Source organism: Thioclava sp. F28-4, assembly GCF_002020045.1.
Classification (GTDB): domain Bacteria; phylum Pseudomonadota; class Alphaproteobacteria; order Rhodobacterales; family Rhodobacteraceae; genus Thioclava; species Thioclava sediminum.
Map to the genome: position 1 here is coordinate 253,779 of NZ_MPZQ01000004.1, position 17,593 is coordinate 271,371.

A 17,593-nucleotide genomic window follows, 5' to 3' on the forward strand; every position below is an offset into this window, starting at 1 on the left:
GTCTAGCCTTCCCGTCAGATCAACCGTGGGAGTCGGACATGAACCTCACTGCCGAAGCGCTGGAAGGCGCGCTTGTCGTCCATCTGGCCGAGGCGCGGCTGGACGCTGCCATCGCGATCCGGTTCAAGGAAAGAATGCGCGATGTGACCGTGCAACCGGCGGCGCGGGTGCTGCTGGACCTCTCGAAGGTGGAGTTTCTCGACAGTTCCGGGCTGGGTGCGGTGGTGGCGGTGATGAAATCGCTCGCGCCGGGGCGGCAGCTGGAGCTTTGCGGGCTGACGCCGAATGTCGCAAAGGTTTTTCGCCTGACCCGGATGGATTCGGTGCTGCCAATCCACGCCGACCTCGAAGCCGCGCTGGGGGAGGGCCGGAAATATGCGTGAGCGTGTGAGACCGAAATCGCCCCCCAGCACCCCGCGTCCTAGCCCGCACCCGCAGCAGGCGGAAGTGCGGGTCTTCAACCTCAGCTTCCCGGCGACACCGATCGCGGTGCGCGACGCGCTGCGGGCCGCCGTGGCGCGTTTCATCCGTCTGATGACCGAGGAAGAGGCCGGGACGCTGGAATTGATTCTCGCGGAAATCCTCAACAACATCGTCGAGCATGGCTACGGCGATAGCGGCAAAGGCACGATCTCGCTCTCCATCGCGCGCGACGGTAAGGGGCTCACCTGCTCGGTCAGCGACGACGGGGTCGCGCTGCCTCCTGCCTGCCTCGATCTGGAAGACCGCGACCCGGAGCGGCCCGACCCGACCAGCCTGCCCGAAGGCGGCTTCGGCTGGTTCCTGATCCGCGATCTGGCGACCGATCTGGGATACCACCGCGAGGAGGGGCGCAATCTGCTCGCCTTCCGCATGCCGCTAGACCCGATCGAGATGCGACAGGCGGGATAGGGCCCCTGCCCGACCCGCGCCCTTGCGACATGCCCGGCGCGGTTCAGTTCAGTTGGAATTGCAGCCGGTAGGAGCCGTTGCCGAATTCGCCGAAGAGATCCTCGAGATCGGGATGGCTTACCGGCTCGCCGGAGAAATCCGCAACGAGGTTCTGCTCGGACACATAGGCCACGTAATAGCTTTCGTCGTTCTCTGCGAGCAGGTGGTAATAGGGCTGGTCCTTGGACGGGCGCGACTCCTCGGGGATCGCGTCATACCATTCCTGCGAGTTGGAGAAGATCGCATCGACATCGAACACCACCCCGCGGAACGGGTGGTTGCGATGTCGCACCACTTGGCCGATGTGATATTTCGCGTGCGTGGTATGCATATCTATCCTCATACCTCAATTCTAAATCGTGAAACCGCTCAGGTCCACGTTTTCGCCTCATTTCCGCCGGAAACAGATTGTCCGATTCGTCGCGACAGTCCGCTGATCCTGTGCGTTTCCCGGTTTTCGAACGGGCCAATTACGCATAGACTGACAAAAAACAAGGCCGTCAGAGCAAAGAAGAGCAGTTATGAAGAAATACCTCGCCCTCGGCGTAGTGCTTGCGGTGGCCGCCTGCGGAGGCGGACCGTCCAAGCCCCCGCGCAATCTTGATGACGCCTGCGCGATCATCAAAGAACGCCCGCAATACTTCAACGCCATGCGCCGGACGGAGGCCCGCTGGGGCGTGCCGGTCGCCGTGCAGATGGCCACGATCCACCAGGAAAGCAAGTTCGACGGCAATGCGAAGACGCCGCAGCGCTTCGCGCTCGGGATCATCCCGCTTGGCCGCCAGAGCTCCGCCTATGGCTACAGCCAAGCCCTTGACGGCACCTGGGATGAGTATCGCGAAGATACCCATCGCTTCGGTGCAAGGCGCAACCGCATCGCCGACGCCACCGACTTCATGGGTTGGTACATGGACGGCACGCAGAAGAAGCTTGGCATCTCCAAGGCCGATGCGCGCAACCAGTATCTGGCCTATCACGAAGGGCGCGGCGGCTACTCGCGCGGGTCACACCGGTCGAAATCCTGGCTTCTCGCCGTGGCCGACCGCGTCGCGTCCCGCGCGCAGATGTATCAGATTCAGCTGCAATCCTGCCGGCGCTGAGAAATCAGCGCCGCTGGGCCAACGCCTGATCGATGGAGAACATCGACGTGGCGAAGTTGCCGCCCTTTTGCAGGTTGTTCAGGATCGTCGTGGTCTTCTCGCCCGACTGGTTGGTGATCACCCACTGGCGCAGCTCGACCGGCCCGTCAGTGAAGACCAGCTGAATATTCCCGTATTCGGGATGCTGCGGATCCTGCGCGGTCACGATCGTCTTCGGCCCGTCCGTCGTGTAGCCCACGACCATACCATTGCGGTTCAGGTCGATATTGCGGCCCAGGATCAGGTTCAGCGGCGTCTTCACCAGCGGATATTGCTCCGGCGGCTGGTTCGATTTCGGATCGAACACCGCAACCCGGTTGGCCGAGGCCAGCACCAGCGTCTTGTCGTTATTGTACTGGAAGCGCGCCCGACCGGGCCGCTTGATGAACAGCTTGCCGGTCGAGATCGACCCGTCCGAATTGACCTGCGTGAAATCCGACGAGGCGGAGGTCAGCGAGTTCAGATAGGACGATATCTGATTCAGCGAGACTTTCCCGGCCGAAGCCGGAAGGGCGAGCGCCAGCGTGAAGATCGCGGCGAGCAGGATGCGGATCTGTTTCATGACCATAGATTTAGGCACTCCTTGCGAAAGCGGAAGTCCCGCCGTAACGCGCCAATCGCGCTGCGGGTCCGTCTTGAGCGCATTTGCGCCTAACAGGGGATGTCATTCAATAACAGCGCCCCCGTATCGGATCACGGCGCCCGGCGGTCGTCCCGAGTAAGAGCCCCCTGAAACGCAAAGCGCCCCGAGGTCTCCCCCGGGGCGCATCGCATTTCTGGTTGTGACCGGCTTACTGCTGCTCGGGCACGAGGATTTCGCGCTTCCCGACATGGTTGGCCGAGGACACGATGCCCTGATCTTCCATCTGCTCCACGAGGCGCGCGGCCTTGTTATAGCCGATGCCCAGCTTGCGCTGGATATAGGAGGTCGAGCATTTGCGATCCTTTATCACGATGCCCACCGCCTGATCGTAGAGCGCATCCTCGCCGCCGGTATTGCCGCCGGTGTTGAGGCCGAGCACCGCGTCAATATCGCTCGCCGTGTCGTCATCGGGACCTTCGACCACGCCCGACATGTATTCCGGCGGACCGAAGCTCTTGAGGTGGTTGACGATTTCCTCGACTTCCTCGTCGGAGACGAAGGGCCCGTGGCAACGGGTGATCTTGCCGCCGCCTGCCATGTAGAGCATGTCGCCCATGCCCAGAAGCTGCTCGGCGCCCTGCTCGCCCAGAATGGTGCGGCTGTCGATCTTCGACGTCACCTGGAAGGAGATCCGGGTCGGGAAGTTCGCCTTGATCGTGCCGGTGATGACATCGACCGAGGGGCGCTGCGTGGCCATGATCAGGTGGATCCCGGAGGCCCGCGCCATCTGCGCCAGACGCTGAATGCAGGCTTCGATCTCCTTGCCCGCGACCATCATCAGGTCGGCCATCTCGTCGACGATGACGACGATATAGGGGAAGGGCTCGGGCTGGAATTCATCCGTCTCGAAGATCGGCTCGCCGGTCTCTTCGTCGAAGCCGGTCTGCACGGTGCGCTTGAACATCTCGCCCTTGTCGAGGCTTTCCTTCACGCGGCCGTTGTAGCCTTCGATGTTGCGCACGCCCATCTTGGACATCTTGCGATAGCGCTCTTCCATCTCCGAGACGACCCATTTCAGCGCGACGACCGCCTTCTTCGGATCGGTCACGACCGGCGACAGCAGATGCGGGATGCCGTCATAGACGGAGAGTTCGAGCATCTTCGGGTCGATCATGATCAGGCGGCACTCTTCCGGCGTCAGACGGTAGAGCAGCGACAGGATCATCGTGTTGATCGCCACCGACTTACCCGAGCCGGTCGTCCCTGCGATCAGCAGGTGGGGCATCTTGGCGAGGTTGGTCACGATCGGCTCGCCGCCGATGGTCTTGCCCAGAGCCAGCGGCAGCTTGATATTCTTGTCGTCGAAATCGCGCGCCGAGAGGATCTCGCGCAGCACGACCTTCTCGCGGTGATCGTTGGGAAGTTCGATGCCGATCACCGAGCGGCCCGGCACGGTCGAGACACGTGCCGACAGCGCCGACATCGAGCGCGCGATATCGTCGGCCAGACCGATCACACGGCTGGCTTTCAGACCCGGCGCCGGCTCGAGTTCATACATCGTGACGACGGGGCCGGGGCGGACCGAGACGATCTCGCCCTTCACACCGTAATCGTCGAGCACGGTCTCGAGCATCCGCGCGTTCTCTTCCAGCGCTTCATCCGAGAGCTGGTGACGCTGGATCGTCGTGGGGTTCGTCAGCAGCGACAGCGGCGGCATTTCGAAGGGCGCGGTTTTCGGCTTCTCGAAAGCCATCTTCGGCTGCGCCTCTTCGATCGCACGACGCGAGGGGGCTGCGGGTTTCGCCGCAGGCTGCACGACGCGCTTCGGCTCGGGCTGCTTGATCACCTGACGGTCGAGACCGCGCGCGGAGGCCGGGATCTCCGGCACGACGTCTTCCTCGATCCATTGCGCAGCGCCCGACTCGTCGAAGGAGGTGGGCTCGCCCGCGTAGAAATGCTCGGTGCGCATGTCGCGGGGATCGGCCTCGAAGCCTTCGTAATCCGGGTGGGTCCAGTCGCGGCTGTCATCGTCCGCGTAGTCATAGTCCTGCGCGACCTGCTCCGCCGCCGTCATTTGCGGCTCGTCGGCACCAGCATAGGCCATTTCGGGCGCATGCTCGGCGGCAGCGGCAGGCGCGCCGAAGCCCGGCATGAAGCGCGGCTTGGCCTTGAGCGGCGGCTCGGCGCGCAGTTGCGGCTCGGCCCGCAGCGGCGGCTCCTGATGCACGACCTGCGGCTGGCGCGGTGCTCGCGCGAGGCGCTTGGCGACGGCGGCCAGGACCGAGGCCGAAGGACGCGGCGGCTCCGGCTCGGGGTCGGCGAAGGTCTCGGGCATATCGTGATGCAGCGGGGCCTCAGGCTCGGGCGCGTAATCGGTAACGATCGGCGCCGACTTGCGGTTCTGCACTGCTTGGCTGATCCGGGCGCGAATGCGGTCCTCCGTCGGCGCTGCGAGCTGCGGCTGGTCATCCCAATAGGGCTCGGTCTCGAACAGTTCGGGCGAGGCGTCGTAGGGATCGTAATCCGGCTCCACCGGGCGACGGATCCGCGACAGGAAGGACGGACGTGCCGCCGGAGCCGCTTCGACCTCGGGCGCCCAGTCATGCGCGGCATAGGCCTGCTGCTCTTCCCAGGCCGCCAGCTCTGCGGCGCGTTCGGCCGCTTCCGCGCGGCGCTGGCGCGCACGCTCTGCCGCCGAGCGAGCGCCCATGACCGAGGCCGAAGCCCCACGGCCCAGAAGGTTCATCGCGCCGACATAGATCGCGACCGTGCCGAGCCACATGAAACGCGTGATTGCTTGCAGCTCCGGCTTGGTGAAACCGAGAACGAAGGTCGCCATGGCCAGCATCGCCGCGGCGAGGACCAGCGACAGGAGCTTCAGCCCGACCACGCCCGAGATCGGGACGATCCCGAGCATCGCGCCCGCGATCATGTCGCCGAAATGCCCACCGAGGCCAAAGGCCTGCCCCCATTGATCGCCCGGCACCAGAAGGGCCGCGTAAACGGCGGCGACGGCCACTGCGATCGGGAAGAAGATCATCCGTGACACGAGACGCTCTTCGCCGCGATGGGTGATCATGCGCAGTCCCCAGGCCACCAGCGCCGCGGGCAGCAGCCACGCGCCGTGCCCGACGATCACGAACAGGGGCGAGGCGATCCCGGCGCCGATCCGGCCCAGCCAGTTCTGCACCGGCTCATCCGAGGACGCCATCCAGCTTGGATCTTCGGGGTGATAGGAGAAAAGCATCATCGCGGCGAGCAGGCCGAAGACGACCAGCAGCCCCCCTACCAACTCTTTGCCACGCCGTTCCAAAACGGCTTGCGTGTCCTGATCGAAAAGCGGATCGCGCTGTCGAACCTGATAAGATGCCATAACCTACCGTCCTCAACCGTATAGGCAGTCGCGGAGCTGCATCAGCCCGCGCTGCGTTTCTGCTTTTGGAGCGACCAGAGCCACTCTGATATATTTCTGGCCGGGGTTTTCCCCGTTCACCTCGCGCGCGAGATAGGCGCCCGGCAGCACGCGAATGCCGGTTTCTGTCCAAAGCTTGAGCGCCGCCGCCTCCCCGTCTTCGATGGGAAGCCAGAGGAAGAAGCCGCCCTGCGGCAGCTGGAAGCCATCGACGCCGTCGAAGATCTGTCCCGCGATCTCGTATTTCTCGGCGTAGAGGCGACGATTTTCCGTGACATGGGCCTCATCCGCCCAAGCCCGCTCGGCCACGCGCTGCAGCGGCTGCGGCAGCGGCGCGCCGGCATAGGCGCGCAGGCGACGGATATGTTTGATGCTTTGCGGCCCGGCAGCGAGGAAGCCCGAGCGCAGACCCGGCAGGTTCGACCGCTTCGAGAGCGAATGGAAAATCACCACGCGCTCGGGGTCGATGCCCTCCTCGGCGGCGACCTGTGCCGCACCGGGCGGCGGGGCCTCGCGCCAGATCTCGGAATAGCACTCGTCGGCGAAAACGATGAAATCGTGCTTCTCGGCCAGATGCAGCAGATCGGCCAGAAATTCGCGGCTCGCGACTGCACCCTGCGGGTTCGAGGGCGAGCACAGATAGGCCACGGTGATGCGGTCCAGCACCTCGGGCGCAAGTGCCGAATAATTAGGCAAAAACCCGGTATCAGCGCCCGCGGGCACGAAAACCGGCTCCGCGCCGACCGCAGCCGCCGCCACCGCATAGACCTGATAGAACGGGTTCGGGATCGCGATCACGGGCGTTTTGCCGCGTTTCGTCTCGGGCGAAAGCGCCATCGCGGCGTTGTAGAGACCCTCGCGGGTGCCGTTGAGCGCCATGATCCGCTCGGGTCCGATCTCGACCGAATAGCGCCGTTTCAGCCAGCCAGAGATCGCGTCCAGCAATTCGGGCGTGCCGTCATTGGCGGGATATTTCCCAAACTCTCCAAGGCTTTGCGCGATCACATCGCCGACGAACTCGGGCATGGGATGGCGCGGCTCACCGATGGACATGGCCAAGACGTCGCCGCCCGGTTCATGCGAATCGAGCAGCGCGCGCAAACGCGGAAATGCGTATTCGGGCAGGTTCGAAAACCGCTCGGGAAAGTCCATCTGTGCCTCATCGAATGGGGTCTATGTCGCCCCTTATTGCCGACGAGGTTACAAAAGCTCCGCCGTTTCGTCCAGAAAAAGACAAGCTCCAGAGCGGGTTGACCACAAGAAATGTGGTTTTCAGGCCAGCGACGATTCGGCGGCCATCCCCAAACGCAGCAGCCGATCCTCCGTCATCGGCGGCGCCATCAGCGAAATCCCGCAGCTTGGGATGCCCGTCGGGAGGTTGAGCGCACACAGCCCCAGCACGTTGCCGATCCGGGTATTGCGCAGCGCGAGCACGTTCTCTTCCTGGAAATAAGCCTTGTCGCTCAGAAGGCGGCGCACATCGGGCGGCAGGATCGGCGAGGTCGGCACCAGAACGGCGTCATATTCCGCGGTCGCCTCCAGATAGGCGGCGCGATAGCCCGCCAGCTCGTGCCAGCCTTTCGCGTAATCCGAGGCCAGCGCGTCGCGCCCGCTGCGGAACCGCTCGAGGATCACCGCGAACATCTTCTCGGGCGCGGCTTCGATCTCGTGCTTCCACTCGCCATAGGCTTCGGGGGCGAAGAGAACACCGGAAAGGTCCATCGCCGGGCGCACCATCGGCAGGCCCCGCCGCTCGATCACCGCACCCGCCTTGGCGAAGGCCTCGACGGCCCGCTCGAAGCCCTGCACCGGCTTTTCCCGTGTGCCTTCGAAGGCCAGCCCTTCGAGCACCAGAAGCCGTTTACCCTTGAGGCTCGTCTCGCGCAGGTCCGGCGCGGCGCGGCGTTCCAGCAGCGCGAGCACATGCGCGGCATCCTCGACATTGCGGGTGATCGGCCCGACCGTGTCGAAGGTCCGGCACAGCGGCACGACGCCTTTCGTCGTGATCCGCCCATGTGTCGTCTTCAGCCCCACGAGATCGTTCCATGCCGCCGGAATACGCACCGAGCCGCCCGTATCAGAACCGATCGCCGCCGCAGCCAAGCCGCGCGCGACCGACAGCGCCGCGCCCGAGGACGAACCGCCCGGCGCGAGTTCGGGATCATGGATATTCGGCGGCGTCGCGGTCATCGGGTTCACGCCCAACCCGGAGAAAGCCAGCTCCGTCATATGCGTCTTGCCCAGACAGACCGAGCCGCCCAGCGTGGCTTCGATCAGCACATCCGCATCGCGCTCGGGCACGCGCCCGGCCAGCAGCCGCGAGCCCGCCTCGGTCGCGACCCCGGCGGTGTCGTAAAGGTCCTTCCAAGACAGCGCGACCCCGTCGAGCATCCCGCGTCTGGTTCCCTGCTTGGCGCGTTGATGCGCAGCCATTGCCTCGTCCCGGGCCCGCTGCGCCGTGAGACGCGCATAGATGTCCTCTGAGGCTTCAGCCGCCTCCAGATAGGCCTCGGTCTGCTCCACCGGATCGAGCTGACCGGCGGCAATTGCCCGCCCTTGTTCCGCAGCCCCTGCCAACCGCCATTCCATGCCCGCCTCCTTCGTTCTTTCCGCCACGCTAGCGACAGTCCCGCGCATGGACAATCCCGCTTCCAGCGCCATAGTAAGCGCCATGAAACACGATTCAGACGTCATCATCGCGGGCGGCGGGCTCAACGGCCCCGCCTTGGCGCTTGCACTGGCCTCCGCCGGCCTGTCCGTGACCCTTGTCGACGCCGCTCCGGCACGCCAGCGCGCGACCGACACGTTCGACGGCCGCGCCTATGCGCTGGCCATCGCGTCGCAGAAATTGCTGCACGCCATTGGCGTCTGGGACGGGCTGGCCGATCAGGCGCAGCCGATGATGGAAGTGAAAGCCGCCGATGGTCACGCAGGCGAAGGGGCGGCCCCTTTCTTCCTGCATTTCGACGCGCGCGAGCTGGATCAGGCGCCGGTCGGCTACATGCTGGAGGATCGCTACCTCTATCGTGCCTTCCTCGATGCGATGGAGGCGAGCGACAAGATCACGCTGCTGCACGAGACGCAGGTAACAGGGCAGCAGGTCGTGCCGGGCGGGGTCGAAGTGAGCCTGTCCACCGGCAAGACCCTGACCGCGAAGCTGCTGATCGGGGCCGATGGTCGCCGCTCAGGCGTGGCCGAACGCGCCGGGATCACCCGCGAAGGTTGGGGCTACGGCCAGACCGCGCTTGTCGCGGCGGTCGAGCACGAGAAGCCCCATAACGGCATCGCGCAGCAGTTCTTCATGCCGACCGGGCCGCTCGCCATCCTGCCGCTGAAGGGCAACCGGTCGTCGATCGTCTGGAGCGAGACCGAGGAGAACGCGAAGACGATCTCGGCGCTGGATGACGATGATTTCCTCGCCGTGCTGCGCCCGCGCTTCGGCGATTTCCTCGGCGAGATCAAACTGGCCGGTCCGCGCTTCTCCTACCCGTTGAACCTGACGCTTGCGAAAGCCTATGTCGCGCCGCGCGTGGCGCTGGTGGGCGATGCGGCGCATGGCGTGCATCCGATCGCGGGCCAAGGCCTGAACCTCGGGCTACGCGATGTGGCGGCGCTGGCGGAGATCGTGGTGGAGGCAATGCGCCGCGGCGAGGATATCGGCGCCGAGGACGTGCTGGAGCGCTATCAGGGCTGGCGGCGCTTCGATTCGACGTCGCTCGCGCTTGGCATGGATACCGTGAACAAGCTCTTCTCGAACGACAATCCGCTGCTGAAAGCGGGGCGCGATCTGGGGATGGGTCTGGTGCAGGCGATCCCGGGGCTGCGGCGCGGCTTCATGCAGCAAGCGGCGGGCCTGTCAGGCCCCCTGCCCCGCCTGTTGCAGGGCCGCGCGCTTTAAACGCCGCGCCTTATTCGTCGATCCGCCGGGCCTCGTCTGCGAGAAGGATCGGAATGCCGCCCCGGATCGGGAAGGCCAGTTTCGCGGGCTGCGAAACCAGTTCCTGCTTCTCGGCATCGTATTTCAGCACCGCATGGGTCAGCGGGCACACGAGCGCCTCCAGCATGTGCCGGTCGAACAGCGGCTTCTCGCGGGCCGTCTCGGGCGCCGGTGCGCTCTCAGTCTCGTCGCTCATTGCAACCGCTCCTCTCCGCCGCCATGCAGCGCATATTCGATCAGGGTCACCAAGGTCTCGCGCCGGGTGGCCAGACAGGGTGCCTCCAACAGCGCCTGCTTGTCCTCCGGCTCCAGCGGCAACAGCATCCCGAGCGAGTTGATCAGCAACTCGTCATCGGCATCTTTCAGCGTTTCCCAATCGGTATCCAACCCCTGCGCGTGGAAAAACTTCGCCAGCAGGTCGAGAAACTCGTCGCGGTCGAAACCGGTGTCATGCTCGGCCGCACCCAGATCGCGCTCGAACCCGGCCCAGCTGACCTCGGCGCGGATATAGGGGGTGAACCCGTCGATCTGTTTCACGATACGATAGCGCGAGATCCCCGACAGGGTGATCATGTAGCGCCCGTCCTCGGTCTCGGAAAACCCGGTCAGACGGCCCGCACAGCCGATCGTGTTGAGGTGGTTCTGCCCCTCCGGCCCCTTGATCGGCTGAATCATCCCGATCAGCCGAGACTTGGTCTTCATGCAATCTTCGATCATCTGCAGATAGCGCGGCTCGAAGATATGCAGCGGAAGCCGCGCCCGGGGCAGCAGCAGCGCACCGGGCAGCGGAAAAAGCGGAAGGATTTCGGGCAAGTCGCCTTTCTTCATCATGCGGATGAAACTAGCGCGACCCTGCCCTCAGGCAAATATCATCGACGACAGACGACGGCGGCCTTTTGCCACGATAGGATCGTTCGGCTTGAGCGCGTCGAAAATGGTGAAAAGCTGCGTCTTCGCGGCCTCGTTGTCCCATTCGCGATCCCGGCGGAACAGCTCGAGCAGCTGGTCCACGGCTTCCTCGACATTGCCCGCCGCATAAAGCGCCTGCGCATAGTCGAAGCGCGCCTGATGATCGTCGGGATTGGTCTCGACCTTGGCTTTGAGATCGTCGAGCGGCCCCGCCGATTGCGCCTGTTTCGCCAGATCGAGCTGCGCGCGCGCGGCTTCCACCGGGGCGCTGTCGGACAGTTTCGGGGGCACGGCGGCCAAAGCCGCGCCTGCCGCATCCAGTTGGTCCAGCGCGATGCGCGCGCGGATCAGGCCGCCATGGGCCTCCGCCAGCTCGCCATCTTCTTCGAGGATCGCCGCAAAGGTCTCCGCTGCGTCTTCCGCCGCGCCCTCGGCCAGCATGGCTTCCGCCGCCTCGACCGCATCGCCCAGACCATTGCCGGCCTCACCGCCGGACGCTTCGATCAGCTTGGACACGAAGCTCTTGATCTCGGAGGGCGGCAGCGCGCCCTGGAAACCGTCGATCGGCTGGCCCTGCCAGAAGGCGTAAACTGTCGGGATCGACTGCACCCGCATCTGACCCGCGATCATCTGGTTTTCGTCGACATTGACCTTGGCCATCACGACCGCGCCTTTCGCGGCTTCGACCTCGGCTTCCAGCGCCGGGCCGAGCTGCTTGCACGGGCCGCACCACGGCGCCCAGAAGTCGACGATGACCGGCACGGTCTGCGATTTCTCGATCACCTCGGCCATGAAGTTGGCTTCGGTCACGTCCTTGACGTATTCGCTCTTGCCTGCGGCCTTGGCGCCGCCACCCAGTTCCAGCATGTCCGTCTCCCGAAATTGCGGAGGATTTGCTTTCCTATATGGCCTCGGATGGGCCGAACGCAAACCCGTTTGACCGCGGCGCGCTGCCGCAAGCGATTACAGATCGAAGGTCGCGAATACCGGCGCGTGATCGGAGGGCTTCTCCCAACCGCGCGCCGCCCGCAGCACGCGGCTGCCATGGGCCGCGTTCGAGATATCCGGCGTCGCCCAGATATGATCGAGCCGGCGGCCCTTGTCGGCGGCATCCCAGTCGCGCGCCCGATAGGACCACCACGAATAGAGAAGCCCCTCGGGGATATCCTGCCGGGTGATGTCCACCCATTTGCCCGCCTCCATCGCATCGTGCAGATGCTCGACTTCGATCGGCGTGTGCGAAACGATCTTCAGAAGCTGCTTGTGGCTCCAGACGTCATCCTCGCGCGGCGCGATGTTCAGGTCGCCCACGAGGATCGATTTCTTCGGACCTTCCGCGGCGAAGTGATCGCGCATCTGAGTGAGGTAATCGAGCTTCTGCCCGAACTTCTCATTCACCTCGCGGTCCGGCACGTCGCCGCCCGCGGGGACATAGAAGTTGTGGATCGTGACGCCATTTTCGAGCGTCCCCGCGACATGACGCGCATGGCCGAGATCGGCGAAATCATGGGCGCTGTTCTCTTCCATCGGGATTTTCGAGAAGATCGCGACGCCGTTATAGCCCTTCTGGCCGCGCGCAACCATGTGGGTGTAGCCCAGTGCCTTGAACCCCTCGAGCGGGATCTTCTCGACCGGGCTCTTGCATTCCTGCAGGCAGAGCACGTCGGGCGCCTCTTCCTCCATCAGCTTGCGCACAAGCCCCTCGCGCAGCCGCACCGAGTTGATGTTCCAGGTCGCCAGCGTGAAGCTCATCTCATTCTCCCGTTCCAAAAGCCGCGCGATCATGTCGAAGGGCGGCCGCTTTCGCAACCGCCCCTGTTCCTCTTGGCAGAAATATCCCGGGGTGAATTGGCCGATAGGCCAAGAGGGGCAGCGCCCCTTACTCAGCCCAGCCCGAGATCGACTTCACGTCGCAGAATTCCTCGATGCCCCAGCGGCCACCCTCGCGCGCCCGGCCAGAGGAACCCACGCCGCCGAACGGCGCGCCTGCGCCACGGTCCTGACCGTTCATCTCGACCATCCCCGAGCGCAGCTGCCGCGCCAGACGGTTGCGCCGCGCGCCATCGCCCGATTGCAGGTAATTGGTCAGACCGTAAGGCGTGGCATTGGCCACCTCGATTGCCTGCTCCTCGCTGTCGAAGGGCATGATCGACAGGACGGGGCCGAAGATTTCCTCGTTCATGATCGTCATCGAGGGATCGCAATCGGCAAAGACCGTCGGACGGACATAGAAGCCGCGATTGAGATGCTCGGGCCGTCCGGGACCACCCGCGACGAGCTTCGCGCCCTCCGCGATGCCGGTCTCGATCAGGCCCTGAATCTTGTCGAACTGCGCCTTGTTCACGACCGGGCCGATATGTTTGCCCTCCTCGCGCGGGCTGGCCACCTGCGTGGCCTCTGCGGTCTGGCGCGCGATTTCCACGGCCTTGTCATAGGCCGACCGCTCGACCAGCATCCGCGTCGGCGCGTTGCAGCTTTGGCCCGAGTTCTGGAAGCAGTGCTTTACGCCGCGCGCCACCGCATCCTCATCCGCATCGGCGAAGATCAGGTTGGCGCCTTTGCCGCCCAGCTCCAGCGTCACCCGCTTGAGCGTATCGGCCGCCGCCTTCGAGATGGCCTTGCCAGCCCGGGTCGAGCCGGTGAAGGAAATCATCTCGACGTCCGGATGGGTCGAAAGCTGCGTGCCGACGCCAACGCCATCGCCATTCACAAGGTTGAACACGCCCTTGGGCAGACCCGCCGCGTCGAGGATTTCCGCAAACAGCAGCGAGGAGAGCGGCGCTTCCTCGGACGGTTTCAGCACCATCGTGCAGCCCGCGAGGATCGCCGGGATCACCTTCAGCGTCACCTGGTTCATCGGCCAGTTCCACGGCGTGATCAGCCCGACGACGCCGACGGGTTCATAGGCGATCATCGCGCCCGGCGTGCCGTCGCCCAGCGGATGCACCCAGTCGAAGGCTTTCGCCGCGTCGATGAAGTTCTTGATGTGATAGGCCCCCGCGCCCCACTGGTTCTTGCGCGCCAGATCGATCGGCGCGCCCATCTCGAGGCTCATCGCCTGCGCCATGTCCTCGGCGCGCTCGGCATAGACCTTGGCGATCCGCTCGACCGCCGCGATCCGCTCTGCCGGGTCCGTCGCCTTCCAGCCGGGCAACGCCGCCTTTGCCGCAGCGACCGCCGCATCCGTGTCGGCCTTATCGCCAAGCGAGATCACCGCGCAGGGATCCTCAGTGGACGGGTCGATCACCTCGTACTCGCGCGCCGCCTTGGGCGCGACCCATTCCCCATTGATGTAGAAATTCCGCTTCTCGATCATTTCAGCCTCCGGCACACAGATGTCGCGCGCGAGCGTTTCACCACTCCCCGTCCTGCGCAAGGCCTGACGAAAGGTCGCAGGCTCCGAGTTTAAAAAGGTTCTAAACTGGCTGGAATGGGCCCCGGCGAGGGCTTATATCCCGGAAAGACGTGATTTTACGCAAACACAGGAGGTTTTTCATGGGCCTGCGTATCAATGACACCGCTCCCGATTTCACCGCTGACTCGACCGCTGGCGAGATCAAGTTCCACGACTGGATCGGCGACAGCTACGCCATCCTGTTCTCGCACCCGAAAGACTTCACCCCGGTTTGCACCACCGAGTTCGGCGCAGTTGCTCAACTCGCCCCCGAGTTCGAGAAGCGCAACACCAAGGTCATGGGCGTTTCGGTCGATAGCGTCGAAGAGCACGTGAAGTGGAAATCGGACATCGAGCAGGTCGCCGGCGCGCCCGCGAACTTCCCGATCATCGACGACACCTCGCTGAACGTGTCGAAGCTGTATGACATGCTCCCCGCCGATGCCTACATGCCCGACGGCCGCACCGCCGCGGATTCGGCCTCCGTGCGCACCGTCTTCATCATCGGCCCGGACAAGAAAGTCCGCCTGACCATGTCCTACCCGATGTCGGTCGGCCGCAACTTCGCCGAAATCATCCGCGCGCTCGACGCCGTTCAGGCGACCGACGGCAAGCCCTTCGCGACCCCCGCGAACTGGGTGCCGGGTCAGGACGTGATCGTCGCGCTGTCGGTCTCGACCGACGAGGCGAAAGAGAAGTTCGGCGAAGTCGACGTCAAACTGCCCTACCTGCGCACCGTCAAGTCGCAGGGCTGAGCCCAGCTTACCCGCTTACGAGAGAGCCCCGGCAGCGTCCGGGGCTTTTTCATATCCGCGCCACCCAGCCGGCGCGCGAAAAGCAAAAGGCCCCGGATCGCTCCGGGGCCTTTCTCAATCTTCCAGCGGATCAAACCGATCAGTCGGCTTTCTCTTCACGCTTTTCCGGCGCGATTTCTTCGCCGGTTTCCTGATCGACCATCTTCATGCCAAGGCGCACCTTGCCGCGATCGTCGAAGCCCAGAAGTTTCACCTTCACTTCCTGACCTTCCTTGAGCAGATCGCTCGGGTGGTTCAGGCGCTTGTTGGCGATCTGGGACACGTGGACGAGACCGTCACGCTTGCCAAAGAAGTTCACGAAGGCGCCGAAATCGACGAGCTTCACGACCTTGCCGGTGTAGATCTGACCCTCTTCGGGCTCAGCCACGATGGCGTGGATCATGTCATGCGCTTTCTTGATGGCCTCGGCATTGGCCGAAGCAATCTTGATCACGCCGTCGTCATTGATGTCGACCTTGGCACCCGACACTTCCACGATCTCGCGGATGACCTTGCCGCCCGAACCGATCACTTCACGGATCTTGTCGGTGGGAACGGTCATCGTCTCGATGCGCGGAGCGTGGGCGGAGAATTCCGTGCGGCCCGCGGAGAGCGCCTTGTTCATCTCGCCGAGGATGTGCATGCGGCCAGCGCGTGCCTGCTCCAGAGCTTTCTCCATGATCTCGGCGGTGATGCCGGCGACCTTGATGTCCATCTGCAGCGAGGTGATGCCCTCTTCGGTGCCTGCGACCTTGAAGTCCATGTCGCCGAGGTGATCCTCGTCGCCAAGGATGTCGGTCAGAACGGCCCAGGAGCCATCCTCTTCGAGCACCAGACCCATCGCGACACCCGCCACGGCCGATTTCAGCGGAACGCCCGCATCCATCATTGCCAGCGAGCCACCGCAGACCGACGCCATCGAGGACGAGCCGTTGGACTCGGTGATCTCGGAGACGAGACGGATCGTGTAGGGGAAGTCGGTCGCAGCCGGGAGAACCGCCTGCAGCGCGCGCCACGCGAGCTTGCCGTGGCCGATCTCACGACGACCGGGCGAACCGACGCGGCCCACTTCGCCGACCGAGTAGGGCGGGAAGTTGTAGTGCAGCAGGAAGTTCGAGCGCGAGTTGCCGTGCAGCGCATCGATGATCTGCTCATCGTCGCCGGTGCCCAGCGTGGTCACGACCAGCGCCTGCGTCTCACCGCGGGTGAACAGCGACGAGCCGTGGGTGCGCGGCAGCAGACCGGTTTCCGCCACGATCGGGCGAACCTCGTCCAGCGCACGACCGTCGATGCGGCGACCGTTCTTCACGACGTCACCACGCAGAACAGCCGATTCCAGCTTCTTCATCGCGGTGCCCAGCGTCGGATCTTCGAGCTGCTCTTCGGTGAGCTGCGACTTGATCTCTTCCTTGGCGGCGTTGACGGCGGCCACGCGCTCTTGCTTGTCCGAGATCGCGTAAGCGGCACGCATCTTCTCTTCGCCCAGACCTTTGACGGTCTCGAGCATCGCCGAGTAGTCGGGCGCTTTGAAGTCGAAGGGCTCTTTCGCGGCGGCTTCGGCGAGATCGATGATCATGTCGATCACCGGCTGCATCGCGTCATGGCCGAACTTGACCGCGCCCAGCATCTCGGCTTCGGACAGCTCGTAAGCTTCCGATTCCACCATCATCACGGCGTCCTTGGTGCCCGCGACGACGAGGTCCAGACGCTGCTCGGGGTTCTCCCGCAGCTTCTGCATGTCGTCGACTTCGGGGTTCAGGATGTATTCGCCATCCGAGAAGCCGACGCGCGCAGCGGCGATCGGGCCCATGAACGGCACGCCCGAGATCGTCAACGCGGCCGAAGCGGCGATCATCGCGACGATGTCGGGCTCGTTGACGAGGTCATGCGACAGCACGGTGCACATCACGAGCACTTCATGCTTGAAGCCTTCCACGAAGAGCGGACGGCACGGGCGGTCGATCAGGCGCGAGGTGAGCGTCTCTTTTTCGGACGGACGAGCCTCACGCTTGAAGAAGCCGCCCGGCACTTTACCGGCGGCATAGTATTTCTCTTGGTAGTGAACCGTGAGCGGGAAGAAGTCCTGGCCCGGCTTCGGTTCCTTGGCAAAGGTCACGTTGGCCATGACGGAGGTTTCGCCCAGAGTGGCGATGACCGAACCGTCAGCCTGACGGGCAACCTTGCCGGTTTCCAGAGTGAGCTCTTCTTCGCCCCACTGGATGGATTTTTTCACAACATTGAACATTCAGCGTATCCTGTCTGGGAGCTCTCACGGGCGTATCCCGTGTCTCCCGATTTGAATGGCGGCCCCATTGCCGCCGCCCCCTTATCCTGTTGCACGCGCCCGGGGGCTCGAGGCGTCACGTCTCAGATGGGCCTGCCAATACAGGAAATGAAGGGGTTTGGGAAGCGAAGAGTCCTTAGGGAAAGAAACGGCCAACGCCCAATTCTAGCCAGATTGGCACGCCACCCTCAGCCGGTAGTTATTAACATTG

16 protein-coding genes are annotated in these 17,593 nt (G+C 64.2%); 5 read left to right on the plus strand and 11 right to left on the minus strand.

Going from position 1 to position 17,593, the window contains the following annotated elements:
- The first annotated feature begins 38 nt into the window (after positions 1–38).
- Together BMI87_RS11295 and BMI87_RS11300 are read left to right on the plus strand one after the other, a co-directional pair.
- Positions 39–383 carry an STAS domain-containing protein gene (locus tag BMI87_RS11295; protein ID WP_078521484.1) on the plus strand — a complete coding sequence of 115 codons (345 nt, stop codon included), beginning with the start codon at positions 39–41 and terminating at the stop codon, positions 381–383.
- A complete protein-coding gene (locus tag BMI87_RS11300) occupies positions 376–891 on the plus strand; it encodes an ATP-binding protein (protein WP_078521486.1) in 516 nt (171 codons plus the stop codon). The genes BMI87_RS11295 and BMI87_RS11300 overlap by 8 nt, the downstream gene beginning before the upstream one ends.
- A 43-nt stretch (positions 892–934) precedes the next feature.
- Here BMI87_RS11300 and hspQ read toward each other — a convergent pair whose 3' ends face one another.
- The gene (gene hspQ / locus BMI87_RS11305) at positions 935–1,261 is read right to left on the minus strand and encodes a heat shock protein HspQ (RefSeq protein ID WP_078521487.1); all 327 of its coding nucleotides are present in this window, start codon (positions 1,259–1,261) and stop codon (positions 935–937) included.
- Between the two features lie 190 nt (positions 1,262–1,451).
- Between hspQ and BMI87_RS11310 the strand changes: the two genes are divergently transcribed.
- Positions 1,452–2,030, plus strand: a complete 579-nt coding sequence (locus tag BMI87_RS11310; RefSeq protein WP_078521489.1) for a lytic transglycosylase — start codon at positions 1,452–1,454, stop codon at positions 2,028–2,030.
- Positions 2,031–2,034: 4 nt separating this feature from the next.
- On the opposite strand, the gene BMI87_RS11315 is transcribed toward BMI87_RS11310, so the two are convergent.
- The 4 genes from BMI87_RS11315 to BMI87_RS11330 all read right to left on the minus strand — a co-directional run bounded on the left by BMI87_RS11315 (position 2,035) and on the right by BMI87_RS11330 (position 8,653).
- Entirely contained in the window at positions 2,035–2,631 is a 597-nt protein-coding gene (locus BMI87_RS11315; RefSeq protein ID WP_078521674.1) for an outer membrane lipoprotein carrier protein LolA, read from the minus strand.
- Positions 2,632–2,860: 229 nt separating this feature from the next.
- Positions 2,861–6,025 carry a DNA translocase FtsK gene (locus BMI87_RS11320; protein ID WP_078521490.1) on the minus strand — a complete coding sequence of 1,055 codons (3,165 nt, stop codon included), beginning with the start codon at positions 6,023–6,025 and terminating at the stop codon, positions 2,861–2,863.
- Positions 6,026–6,037: 12 nt separating this feature from the next.
- Positions 6,038–7,216, minus strand: a complete 1,179-nt coding sequence (locus BMI87_RS11325) for an aminotransferase class I/II-fold pyridoxal phosphate-dependent enzyme (protein WP_078521492.1) — start codon at positions 7,214–7,216, stop codon at positions 6,038–6,040.
- 120 nt (positions 7,217–7,336) lie between these two features.
- On the minus strand, positions 7,337–8,653 hold the full coding sequence (locus BMI87_RS11330; RefSeq protein ID WP_078521493.1) for an amidase: 1,317 nt from the start codon (positions 8,651–8,653) through the stop codon (positions 7,337–7,339).
- 82 nt (positions 8,654–8,735) lie between these two features.
- On the opposite strand from BMI87_RS11330, the gene BMI87_RS11335 reads away from it, so the two are divergent.
- Positions 8,736–9,962: an FAD-dependent monooxygenase gene (locus BMI87_RS11335; RefSeq protein WP_146681582.1), complete on the plus strand. Its 1,227-nt coding sequence runs from the start codon at positions 8,736–8,738 to the stop codon at positions 9,960–9,962.
- Positions 9,963–9,972: 10 nt separating this feature from the next.
- Here BMI87_RS11335 and BMI87_RS11340 read toward each other — a convergent pair whose 3' ends face one another.
- The 5 genes from BMI87_RS11340 to BMI87_RS11360 all read right to left on the minus strand — a co-directional run bounded on the left by BMI87_RS11340 (position 9,973) and on the right by BMI87_RS11360 (position 14,226).
- Complete coding sequence (locus BMI87_RS11340) at positions 9,973–10,197, minus strand: Trm112 family protein (RefSeq protein ID WP_078521497.1); 225 nt, start codon at positions 10,195–10,197, stop codon at positions 9,973–9,975.
- Complete coding sequence (locus tag BMI87_RS11345; RefSeq protein WP_078521499.1) at positions 10,194–10,832, minus strand: LON peptidase substrate-binding domain-containing protein; 639 nt, start codon at positions 10,830–10,832, stop codon at positions 10,194–10,196. Before BMI87_RS11345 ends, BMI87_RS11340 begins: the two co-directional genes overlap by 4 nt.
- 27 nt (positions 10,833–10,859) lie before the next feature.
- Positions 10,860–11,777 (minus strand): co-chaperone YbbN, encoded by a 918-nt coding sequence (locus tag BMI87_RS11350; protein WP_078521501.1) that lies wholly within the window; start codon positions 11,775–11,777, stop codon positions 10,860–10,862.
- 96 nt (positions 11,778–11,873) lie between these two features.
- Positions 11,874–12,662: an exodeoxyribonuclease III gene (locus BMI87_RS11355; protein WP_078521676.1), complete on the minus strand. Its 789-nt coding sequence runs from the start codon at positions 12,660–12,662 to the stop codon at positions 11,874–11,876.
- Between the two features lie 127 nt (positions 12,663–12,789).
- Positions 12,790–14,226 carry an aldehyde dehydrogenase family protein gene (locus BMI87_RS11360; RefSeq protein WP_078521503.1) on the minus strand — a complete coding sequence of 479 codons (1,437 nt, stop codon included), beginning with the start codon at positions 14,224–14,226 and terminating at the stop codon, positions 12,790–12,792.
- Positions 14,227–14,405: 179 nt separating this feature from the next.
- Between BMI87_RS11360 and BMI87_RS11365 the strand changes: the two genes are divergently transcribed.
- Positions 14,406–15,059 (plus strand): peroxiredoxin, encoded by a 654-nt coding sequence (locus BMI87_RS11365; RefSeq protein WP_078521505.1) that lies wholly within the window; start codon positions 14,406–14,408, stop codon positions 15,057–15,059.
- A 139-nt stretch (positions 15,060–15,198) separates the two neighbouring features.
- Here BMI87_RS11365 and pnp read toward each other — a convergent pair whose 3' ends face one another.
- A complete protein-coding gene (pnp, locus tag BMI87_RS11370) occupies positions 15,199–17,343 on the minus strand; it encodes a polyribonucleotide nucleotidyltransferase (RefSeq protein WP_078521507.1) in 2,145 nt (714 codons plus the stop codon).
- Positions 17,344–17,593 lie beyond the last annotated feature (250 nt).